General features: G+C 59.8%; 10 protein-coding genes. 3 read left to right on the top strand and 7 right to left on the bottom strand.

Going from position 1 to position 10,341, the window contains the following annotated elements:
• Positions 1 to 202, top strand: a 202-nt coding sequence (locus tag K6T12_RS17640; RefSeq protein ID WP_390879097.1) for a transposase, incomplete at its 5' end; no start/stop codon positions are given.
• A gap of 255 nt (positions 203 to 457) precedes the next feature.
• Here the strand turns inward: K6T12_RS17640 and K6T12_RS17635 are convergent.
• Complete coding sequence (locus K6T12_RS17635; protein ID WP_222224195.1) at positions 458 to 2,293, bottom strand: SLC13 family permease; 1,836 nt, start codon at positions 2,291 to 2,293, stop codon at positions 458 to 460.
• A gap of 371 nt (positions 2,294 to 2,664) precedes the next feature.
• Between K6T12_RS17635 and K6T12_RS17630 the strand changes: the two genes are divergently transcribed.
• Positions 2,665 to 3,273, top strand: a complete 609-nt coding sequence (locus tag K6T12_RS17630; protein WP_222224194.1) for a LysE family translocator — start codon at positions 2,665 to 2,667, stop codon at positions 3,271 to 3,273.
• 236 nt (positions 3,274 to 3,509) lie between these two features.
• Here K6T12_RS17630 and K6T12_RS17625 read toward each other — a convergent pair whose 3' ends face one another.
• From K6T12_RS17625 to ylqF, 4 genes are all read right to left on the bottom strand, one after another.
• Positions 3,510 to 4,688, bottom strand: a complete 1,179-nt coding sequence (locus K6T12_RS17625; RefSeq protein WP_222224193.1) for a BaiN/RdsA family NAD(P)/FAD-dependent oxidoreductase — start codon at positions 4,686 to 4,688, stop codon at positions 3,510 to 3,512.
• 74 nt (positions 4,689 to 4,762) lie between these two features.
• Positions 4,763 to 5,050: a CDGSH iron-sulfur domain-containing protein gene (locus K6T12_RS17620; RefSeq protein ID WP_222224192.1), complete on the bottom strand. Its 288-nt coding sequence runs from the start codon at positions 5,048 to 5,050 to the stop codon at positions 4,763 to 4,765.
• A gap of 64 nt (positions 5,051 to 5,114) precedes the next feature.
• Complete coding sequence (locus tag K6T12_RS17615) at positions 5,115 to 5,393, bottom strand: hypothetical protein (RefSeq protein WP_222224191.1); 279 nt, start codon at positions 5,391 to 5,393, stop codon at positions 5,115 to 5,117.
• Positions 5,393 to 6,313, bottom strand: a complete 921-nt coding sequence (gene ylqF, locus K6T12_RS17610) for a ribosome biogenesis GTPase YlqF (protein ID WP_222224190.1) — start codon at positions 6,311 to 6,313, stop codon at positions 5,393 to 5,395. Before ylqF ends, K6T12_RS17615 begins: the two co-directional genes overlap by 1 nt.
• A gap of 135 nt (positions 6,314 to 6,448) precedes the next feature.
• Between ylqF and K6T12_RS17605 the strand changes: the two genes are divergently transcribed.
• Positions 6,449 to 7,675 carry an EAL and HDOD domain-containing protein gene (locus tag K6T12_RS17605; RefSeq protein ID WP_222224189.1) on the top strand — a complete coding sequence of 409 codons (1,227 nt, stop codon included), beginning with the start codon at positions 6,449 to 6,451 and terminating at the stop codon, positions 7,673 to 7,675.
• A 682-nt stretch (positions 7,676 to 8,357) separates the two neighbouring features.
• On the opposite strand, the gene K6T12_RS17600 is transcribed toward K6T12_RS17605, so the two are convergent.
• Together K6T12_RS17600 and K6T12_RS17595 are read right to left on the bottom strand one after the other, a co-directional pair.
• Complete coding sequence (locus K6T12_RS17600) at positions 8,358 to 8,558, bottom strand: DUF2783 domain-containing protein (RefSeq protein WP_222224188.1); 201 nt, start codon at positions 8,556 to 8,558, stop codon at positions 8,358 to 8,360.
• 11 nt (positions 8,559 to 8,569) lie between these two features.
• Positions 8,570 to 10,249, bottom strand: a complete 1,680-nt coding sequence (locus K6T12_RS17595) for an FAD-dependent monooxygenase (RefSeq protein ID WP_222224187.1) — start codon at positions 10,247 to 10,249, stop codon at positions 8,570 to 8,572.
• Positions 10,250 to 10,341 lie beyond the last annotated feature (92 nt).

The following is a 10,341-nucleotide window of genomic DNA, read 5'->3' as shown; positions in this document are numbered from 1 at the left end:
CGCCTACGCCGCCTGGGAGAGAGGCCTGAACGAGAACTTCAATGGGTTGTTACGCCAGTATATCCCCAAAGGGACCGATCTGAGGTTGGTCACGGATGAGCAAATCGCGCTGGCACAACAACGTCTCAATTTGAGGCCAAGAAAATGTCTTGGCTACAAGCAGCCTCAGAAGGTATTTGATGACTATCTGAGAGCTGCTTGAAACGGGGAGTGTTGCACTTCGGAGTTGAATTCGCGACAAAGCAATTGAGATTGGAGATGAACTCTTAATAAAGAAGTGCACATTTCTAAAGCGCATTTTTTATACATACATGGCGCTTTTCTTCGGTATGATGGTGCTAATATTCAGCATTGGTGGCACAAACTCATAACAAGGCCAGGCAGTACAACTCCGGGCCTTCGGCCCTCCGTGGGACAGCCTTCTATGCCGGCCGGCTTGACCTCTGTTTTTAAAATATCAGCCAAGCCCATACAGCCGTGGCAACAACCAGGACAGCACCAGCCATACGATAATGGTTAGCGGTATCCCCACCCTCATGAAGTCGGAAAAGCGGTAACCTCCCGCACTCATGACCAACAGGTTGGTCTTGTAAGCCATGGGGGTGGCGTAACTCATATTGGCACCAAACAGTACCGCCAACACGTAGGGTTCGGGCGGCAAGCCCAACTGCTGGGAGATACTGAAAGCGATCGGCGTACCAATCACCGCTGCCGCATTGTTGGACACGATATTGGTCAGTATCGCCATTATCAGCATCAGCCCCGAGAGCATGACGGACGGCGATGCCCCTGCGGCCAGCGCAACATACAGCTCTGCCAGATAGCCGGCGCCGCCGGTTTTCAGCAGTGACATACCCAGGGCTAAACTGGCCACCACGATCATGATCACCGGGGCGCTCAACGCCTGCACCACATCCTGCCAGCGCAGACAATGGGTGAGAATCATCAGCAAAACACCCGCCACTGCGCTGATTGCGATCGGTATCAGGCCAAGCGCTGCAACAACGATGATGAACGCCATGATGGTCAATGCCACGGGGGCGCGCTGGGTATGCGGCAAGTCACTGGTGGCATCAAGTACCAGCAGTTCGGCATTCTGCTTGAGTGACGCAATCTGCTCCTGGCTGCCTTGCACCAGCAGTACATCGCCTATTCCCAGCTGCAGGTCGCCTAAATCGGCACTCAGGGTCTGCAGCGTTGTCCCGGGGCGATGCAGTGCCAGGATCAGCATATGGTAACGTTCTGCCAGTCTGGCATAGGCCAGGGTGGAGCCTTCCAGTAATGAGCCTTGCGTCACCACGATCTCGGCGATCTGCTGATCGTCGGCTCGCAGCGGGTGCTCTTGATCCACCCGAACGTCCCCGGCAAACAACGCGGCACCCAGTGCACTGGCGAACTCGGTCAGGTTCTCCGGCGTATCGCAGATTCTCAGTCGATCGCCGGCCCTGAGCGTTGCATCCGGGAGTGGCATGATCAACATGTCACCACGGCGGATAGCACTGATATCCATTTTCTTACCGACCTTGTTCTGCAGCTCGGAAAGCTTGTTTCCATCGGCAAAACCACCCTCCTCAATATGCAGTTGGGCAGTAAAAAGGCGGGGGGAACGGTCATCCAGCGACGCCACACGCTCAGGCAGAATGCGCGGCGCCACCAGCCACAAGTAAAGGATTGCCACACTGGCGGCTATGGCAGCGGGGAGAAAGAAATCGAATACCTGAAACTGGCGCATGCCAAGATCAGCCGCCACCGCAATGACCAGCAGGTTGGTGGAGGTGCCGATAGTGGTGCCCATGCCCCCGACCAGGGTGGCGAACCCCATCGGCATCAGCATTCCGGACGCGGGTTTGCCGGTACGCAGCGCAACGCTCACCAGAATGGGCAGCAGCAGCACGACGATGGGGACATTGTTGACGAACGCACTGAGAAATGCCCCCAGCACCAGGGTCAGTAACAGGGAAAACATCGGGCTGACCGCCCAGAAACGCGCCAATAATCGACCGATCGGCTCCAGTGCACCGGTGCGCACCAATCCCTGACCGGCAACCATCAAGGCGCAAACCGCGATCAATGCTTCATGGCCAAAGCCGTGAAAAAGCCCTAAAGGGTCAACAAGTTCGCCATCGTATCGGTAGGGAAAGAGTGTAAAACCAACAGTCAGTGCCACCAGCACCAACAGACTTGAAGTTTCAAGAGGGATCTCGTCCCGGGTAAAAATGTACAGTGCGAAGACGATCAGTAACAGCACCGCTATCCCATGCCCATCAGGTAATGCCGGCAGTATGCGATCCATCCCTTTACCTCAAAAATCGTAAATGTAAGCGGCTGCTTTAGATCTATCTTAGCTTCCATGATGGGGGGGATGGCCGTTATCGTCTGATGGATCGGACTTGATCCCCCCTCCTTAGCCCATCGCCTGCTCGGTGATGTAACAAGCTTTCTTGCTGCTCTGGTATTTTTAGACCAACAAAAGCCCACTAAACACCCACAAACCACATATGGCGCCGAGTGTCCGCCTGGTAGATTGCTTCCGCATCTGCCGCAGTGCTGACTCGCCCCCTCTTTCGACTTATTGTCGACAGCTTTTAACTTTTACTGGCTTTTATATCAATCTATAAAGAAATATCATCGACATTGTCGACAATACAATCAAGGACGTATCTTATGCTCGATCAAGTGATCATGCTGTCTACTGCAACCGCATTGCTGTTGGGCTCACCGGGCCCCGCACCTCTTGCACTGGCAGCGACGAGTGCAACGTTCGGCGTTAAACGGAGTTTTCCATTTCTATTCGGCATTCTTGCGGGGCTGATCTTCGTGATAACCACCGCCAGTACCGGATTCGCTGTCATCCTATCAAGTGCCCCTCAACTGAAGTTTGCGCTGCAGTTGTTGGGTGCAGCGTACATCGGCTACATAGCCTGGAAGATCGCTTCTGCTCCGATTACAGGTACAGAGGCCAATGCGAAATGCCCAAGTTTGGTTGATGGTTTTGTACTGAATCTGCTTAACCCTAAAGCTTACGCAGCATTCTTCGCACTGTTCTCACAGTTTTTGCTTCCGATTGAAGATGTCACATCCAGCTACGTTATTACCGGGGGGATATGCTTTGCTGTTGCATTGTTGGTTGACACTGGATGGGTGCTACTGGGCGGGGCTTTAAAGCAGCTTTTTGAAAAACCCCGTGCTGCGAGGGTTCTTCGTGTTTCTTTTGCACTATCGATGTTGGGTGCTGTTTTTCTGGCATTTCAGGCGGTAGTACAAGCTAGTTAGCTTGGGGGAATATTCGAAGTTGCTCGAAGTGGATGTATCCGCTTCGGGCCGCAGCAGACAACAGGAGAGAGTGCGGGATAGCGCTCTGTAGAAGCCTGCCACCCTCAAGTAGATCGGATACAAAAACGAAGGCAATCCACACCGCCCCCCATTACAAGGGGCTTACACGGATGTGTGCGACTGAATTGTCTTCGTTCTAATTACAACAGTCTTCGTTTTAATTGCTTCAATACAGCTCAAACAAACTGCCCCGCCGCGAAGCCCGATGCCCAGGCCCACTGGAAATTATGGCCGCCCAGGTGGCCGGTGACGTCGACGCATTCGCCGATAAAGTACAGCCCGTCGGCCTTGTTGGCCTGCAGGGTTTTCGATGAAAGTTCCGAGGTGGCGACGCCGCCGAGGGTGACTTCGGCGGTGCGGTAGCCTTCAGTGCCGGCCGGTTTGACCTTCCAGTGGTGGAATTTGGCGGCGATCTCGTCGATGCGGGCGTTACTGAGTTCCGCCAGAATGCCGTCGAGCTGCCAGAGCTCGCACAGGGTCTGGGCGAAGCGCTTGGTCATCAGCTGGCCGAGGGCGTTGTGCAGCGCCTGTTTCGGATTGCTCTGGCGCTGTTCGATCAGCCAGGCGCTGAGGTCCAGCTCCGGGAACAGGTCGATCTCGATCTCGCCGCCCGGCTGCCAGTAGGAGCTGATCTGCAGGATCGCCGGGCCGCTGAGGCCGCGGTGGGTTAGCAGCATCTGCTCGGTGAAGCTCATGTTGCCGGCACTGACGCTGACCTTATGGGAGATGCCAGCCAGCGGCTTGAGGTGGTCCAGCAGCGCCGGCTGCAAGGTGAACGGCACCAGCGCGGCGCGCCGTTCGGTCACTTCGAGGCCGAACTGCTCGGCCACGTCGAAAGCAAAACTGGTGGCGCCGCCGTTGGGGATCGACAGGCCGCCAGTGGCGATCACCAGGCTTTCGCAGCCGAAGGCGCCGCTGCTGGTATCGAGCCGGTAGCCTTCCGGCTGCGGTTTGATGCCGTTGACGCTGACATCGGTACGGATCTCGACGCCGGCCCAGTCGCATTCGGTCAGCAGCAGCTGCAGGATCTCCTTGCTGGAGTGGTCGCAGAACAGCTGGCCGAGGGTTTTCTCGTGGTAGTCGATGCCGTGGCGCTCCACCAACTCGATAAACGCCCGCGCCGGGTAGCGGCTCAGCGCCGATTTGCAGAAGTGCGGATTGCCGGACAGGAAGTTGGCCGGGCCGTTGTGGATGTTGGTGAAGTTACAGCGACCGCCGCCGGACATCAGGATCTTGCGACCGATCTTCGAGGTATGTTCCAGCACCAGTACCCGCCGGCCGCGATAGCCCGCCGTAGCGGCACACATCAAACCGGACGCACCGGCCCCGACAATGACGACATCATACTGCTGCACTGGATACCTCGGCTGGCTGAAAAAGGCGGCTATGATAGCACTTCGAATTGGACTTAGGGTGGCGCTGGCAGCCGTTATTCTTCGCTTTCCAGTTCGCTGGGCTGGTCGACCTGGCAGGTGATGGTTTTATGGGTGCCGTCGCAGATGGGGGGAGTGCCGGTGTGCTTGCACATGCAGAGCGCGACGTCGGCGTCGGCTTCGGCGATGAACACCACCGGGTCGATGCCGGTGCCCTGGTGGGAGCCATCACAGAACGGCTGGGTTCGGGAGCGCCCACAGGCGCACCAGGCGTAGGTCTCGCCCTCCTTCAGATGGACGACCAGCGGAGACCGGCCGGCGCAGTGTACGGGAGCATGGGACATGAGTGATCTCCGCGCTGCATGTTCACCTTCCAAACTAGAAGAGCATCACGCGGAGATCAAATACTCAGTCCTGCTGATCCTGCTGCGCTTTGTCCGCATTCAGCTTACGGATCTTGTCAGCCAGCGGGCCGCGGGCATGGTTGCCGCCCTGCTGCTTACTGCCGGATTCAGCTTTCTCCTGCTCTTTCTGGAAAACCGACTTGTTCTTTTTCTTTTCCGCCAGTGCGCGGCGCTTACGGCTTTCGTAGCTGTCCGGGTTGGCCAGCCGCTCGCGACGGGAGGGGCCGTTTTCTTCGAATTCAACCCATTCGCGGGTGTGGCGTCGTTTCTTCAATCGACTCATTAGTTGTCACTACCTTCATTCTGTTGTTGCTCAGCCTCAGCGGCCAGGCGTGCAGCTTCCTCTTCCGCCGCCAGCCGGTCTTTCTCCTGCCACTCGGCCACGGTTTCGAAGCTGACTAACCCTAGTTTACCGGATCGCAATTCGTTCAGCAGAATTTCGGCGGCCTTGTGGCTGTCGATCACCCCGCCCGGTCGCAGGCAACCACGCTTGCGGCCGATCTGGTCCAGCAGCTGTTCGCCGCCGTCCGGCAATTCTTTCAGTTTGAACCGCTCCTGCACCCGCGCCGGGTAGTCGCTCAGCAGGAAGCCGGCGGCAAACACCGCCACGTCTTCGTATTCGATGGCAGTATCCTTGATCGCCCCGCTGGCCGCCAGGCGGTAGCCGGAATCCGGGTCTTCGATCTTCGGCCACAGGATTCCCGGGGTGTCGGACAACGCCATGCCGTTCTGCAATGTGAAGCGCTGCTGGTTCTTGGTCACCGCCGGTTCGTTGCCGACCTTGGCGATCCGTTTGCCGAGCAGCGCGTTGATCAGCGTCGACTTGCCGACGTTGGGGATTCCCATGATCATCGCCCGTACCGGCCGGCCGGCGTTGGCCCGGCCCGGCACCAGCTGCTTGCACAGCTCCGGGATCTGGCGGATCTGTTTTTTCTGCTCGGAGTTCAGCGCCATCGCCCGGGTGTCCGGCTGGGCGTTGAAATAGTCGAGCCATTCTTTGGTGCGGGCCGGGTCCGCCAGATCGCTCTTGTTGAGGATCTTCAGCGCCGGCTTGCCCTTGCGCAGGCTATCCACCAGCGGGTTTTCGCTGGAGCGCGGCAGACGAGCATCGATCACCTCGATGATGACGTCGACCTCGTCCATCACTTTGGCGATCTCCTTGCGGGCCTTGTGCATATGGCCAGGGAACCAGTTGATGCTCATCGCAGCTGCTAACCTTTGTTGTAGTCATGGAATATGGCGCGGCATTATACTGCGTACTGCCAGATTCTGTAGCTTTACAGACGGCCATGGACATCTACCATTAGCCATCCAAGGACTCTTTTAAGTAGAACACATATGGGCAATCCCTCTCAGCTTGGCCAAGTGCTGATGGCAAGGCAGCCGATTTTCGACCGCAACCAGAAAGTCGTTGCCTACGAACTGCTCTATCGCAACGAGGACAACACCGAAGAAGCGGTGCTGCCCGGTTCCGGCTCGTCGGCCACCAGCGAAGTGATCCTCAACGTCTATACCAGTATCAACCAGGCGGGCGAGACCAAGCGGGTTCCAGCCTTTATCAACCTGACCCGCGAACTGCTGATCGACGGCCACGTGCCGGATCTGCCGAAACGGGACGTGGTGATCGAGGTGCTGGAGGACAGCGTGGTCGACGAGGCGCTGATCGACGCAGTGCGCAACCTGTCTGAGGCCGGCTACCGGATCGCGCTGGACGACTTCGAATACACTTCAGAGTGGGCGCCGCTGCTGGAGCTGGCCGATATCGTCAAGATCGACGTCTATGCGCTGTCGATGGCCCAGGTGCGCGAGCAGATCAAGCTGGTCAAGCCGTTCCGGGTCACCCTGCTGGCCGAGAAGATCGAATCCTACGAGGTACTCGAGCAGTGCATCGAGCTCGGCTTCAAGCTGTTCCAGGGCCACTTCCTCAGCAAGCCCAAGCTGGTCAAGGGGCGCAAGCTGGAGAGCAACGAGCTGGCGCTGATGCAGCTGATCCAGGAGTTGCAGAACCCGAGCACCACGCCGGAACGGCTGGAAACGCTGATCGTCATGGACCCGGTGCTGACCTACCGGCTGCTGCGGATCGTCAACTCCGCCGCCAACAACCTGGTGCGCAAGGTGCAGTCGGTGGCCGAGGCGATCGTGCTTCTGGGGCTGGCGCAGATCCGCAAATGGGCCACGCTGATCGCGATGACCGCCTCCGGCGAGAAACCCGAGGAGCTGACCCGCTCGCTGTTGCTGCGTGGCCGGATGTGCGAACTGGTGGCCGAGAAGCTGCATATGGCCAACGGCTCAGCGTTTTTCATGACCGGCATGATGTCCGGCCTGGACGCGGTGCTGGACGTGGACAAGCAGACCCTGCTGGACCAGGTACCGCTGGATGACGAGATCAAGGCGGCGATCGCCGACGGCGCCGGCCTGATGGGCAAGGTGCTGGAGAACGTGGTCAATTACGAAAAAGGCGAATGGGACCTGCTGCCCAGCGACCTGAACTGCCAGCTGTACGACGAGGCCTACCGCGACAGCCTGCGCTGGACCCAGGCCTCGATGCAGGCGCTACACGACTGAGTCGCTGAAAAAAGTTGCGGCCTGTCGCCCACGGAGTGGGCTGCTACGAAACCTTGTAGGAGGGGATTTATCCGCGACCCTCGGCGGTTCTTCCGAAGTCCGCGGCCTGTCGCCCTCGGAGTGGGCTGCTACGACAACCCGTAGCAGCGGGCTCCGACCGCGACCCTCGGTGGTTATTTCGAAATCCGCAGCCTGTCGCCCTCGGAGTGGGCTGCTACGAAACCCTGTAGGAGGGGATTTATCCGCGACCTGCGGTGGTTCTTTCAAAGTCCGCAGCCTGTCGCCCTCGGAGTGGGCTGCTACGAAGCGCTGTAGCAGCGGGCTCCGACCGCGACCCTCGGCGGTTCTTCCGAAGTCCTAGGCCTGTCGCCCTCGGAGTGGGCTGCTACGACAACCCGTAGCAGCGGGCTCCGACCGCGACCCATGGCAGTTCTTTCGAAGTCCTAGGCCTGTCGCCCTCGGAGTGGGCTGCTACGACAACCCGTAGCAGCGGGCTCCGACCGCGACCCTCGGTGGTTCCCTCGAAGTCCTAGGCCTGTCGCCCCCGGAGCGGCTGCTACGAAGCGCTGTAGCAGCGGGCTCCGACCGCGACCCGCTGTGGATCCTTCGAAGCCCGAGACCTGTCGCCCACGGAGTGGGCTGCTACAGAGCTTCGTGTTTCGTAGCCCCCCCGACACCGGCCCTACAGATCCTGCAACGCGGCGTCGATCGCCTCCAGCACCGCCTGTCGATCACCGCAGCGGTTGGCCAGCAGCAATACCAGCTTGGTCAGGAACAACCGGTCATGCGCCTCGCCGGCCCGGTCGATCGCTTCGGCCAGGGCGTCATAGACCTGCTCCAGATCGGCCACCGCCATCGCTTCTGCTTTACTCTGCTCTGTCATCTGATCAGTCCTCAGTTCGATTTACCCAACGCGATGCGGATCGCCTTTTCCACCCGGTCCAGATCCAGCTGCGACCAGCGGGCGCACAGGTGCTGGTCCGGCCGTGCCAGCAAGGCCGAGCCATCGGCGGCGCCATACTTGGCGGCAATACGGCCATCCGGATCGGCCAGCAGCGGCCAGTCGTTCTGTTCCAGGTCACGGCAGATCTGGACGATCTCGAACGGCACGCCCTCCTGCTGCAGACGCTGTTGCAACAACTGCAGCCCCGGCTCGTCGAGCGGCCGCTCGGCAAACAGCATCAGGTAGAACGCGCCGCCTAGGTGATCGAACAGGTAGTCGCTCTCCGCCAGCCGGATATTCTGCAACGGCGCGCCGGTTAAGGGTCCGTTATCCGCCTTGTCACCACTGTTCAGCGGCGAATCCAGGTAGTCATGCGCCCGCGAGGTACGCCAGTGGAACAGCGGGCCGACGAACGGCTGGCTCAGCGATAACGACAGGGTGGCGTCGCGCAGCAACCGGTAGCCGTTGCTGGGCGGAGTCATGAAGCGGGTACTCTTGCCCGCCTCCTCGATGATCTCCCGCGCCGCACCGACCCGCTCGTGGCTGTAACTGTTGAGCAGCACGTCACCGCCCCAACCCTGTATCCGCGCGGCCAGCTTCCAGGCCAGGTTCTGGCTGTCCTGCAGGCCGGTATTGGCGCCGCGCACCCCAAAGATAGGCAGCATATGGGCGGCATCGCCGGCAAACAGCACCCGGTTGTGGCGATAGTCCGGCAGCGTCATCGCCCGCGCCGAGTAGACCGAGCACCAGTCCAGCTGCCAGGGGGCATCGATGCCGACCATATCCAGCTGAGCCTGAATACGGCCGTACAGCGACTCCGGCTGCAATGCCTGCTCCGGCGTCTCGCCGGCCGGCAGCTGGTAATCCAGCCGCCAGATACCGTGCGGTTCGCGGTGCATCAGCACGGTATTGCCGGGGTTCCAGTCGGGATCGAAAAACGCCAGCCGTTCGGTCGGCAGGTCGATATCGATCTTGATATCGGCGATCACGAAGTTGCCGGTGTAGCTGGCACCGTCCATCCGCAGCCCCAGCTGGCTGCGCACCGGCGAGCGGGCGCCGTCACAGGCAACCAGCCAGTCGGCCTGCAGGCTATACTCGCCCTCGGGGGTATCCAGCAGCAGTTCGACCTGATCGTCATTGCGCAGCAGCTCGACGAAGCGGGTGCCCCAGCGCAGCTCGATCAGCGACTGCTGTTCGCACTGCTCGACCAGGTACTGTTCCAGGTACTGCTGCTGCAGGTTGTGCATCGGCTGGTAGCGGTCGTCCGGGTCGTAGGGCGCCTCCATGCGGAACACCCGCTGGCCGCGATAGATCGAGTTGCCACTGCGCCAGGGCAGCGCGTCCTCCATCATCCGCTCGGCCACGCCAACCTGTTGCAGGATCTCCATCGAACGGCGGGTAAACACGATCGCCCGGCTGCCCTCGGAGACCTGCACGTCGGCTTCCAATACCACCGAGGCCACGCCGTAACGGGCCAGATCCAGCGCCAGCGCCAAGCCAATCGGCCCGGCGCCGACGACCGCCACCGGGTGCCGGGTCTGCTCGCCCCGTTGCTCCGGCGCGGGCTTGAACGGATGGATCTTATAGTCGTAATACAGCGACGCGCGGGGGGAACTGTCCGGGGTATGCATCTGGCCTCTCCTACTGCGTAGTTGGTTGTTCTGTTTTCAATCTACGTCGCAGCCAGTGCGAAGATGTCCCCATAAAAGAGGGACAATTGACC

The sequence above is a fragment of the Marinobacterium arenosum genome, from assembly GCF_019795155.1.
Lineage (GTDB): Bacteria > Pseudomonadota > Gammaproteobacteria > Pseudomonadales > Balneatricaceae > Marinobacterium_C > Marinobacterium_C arenosum.
Note: the sequence above shows the minus strand (reverse complement) of the source record. Positions and strands in the feature narration are given on the sequence as shown.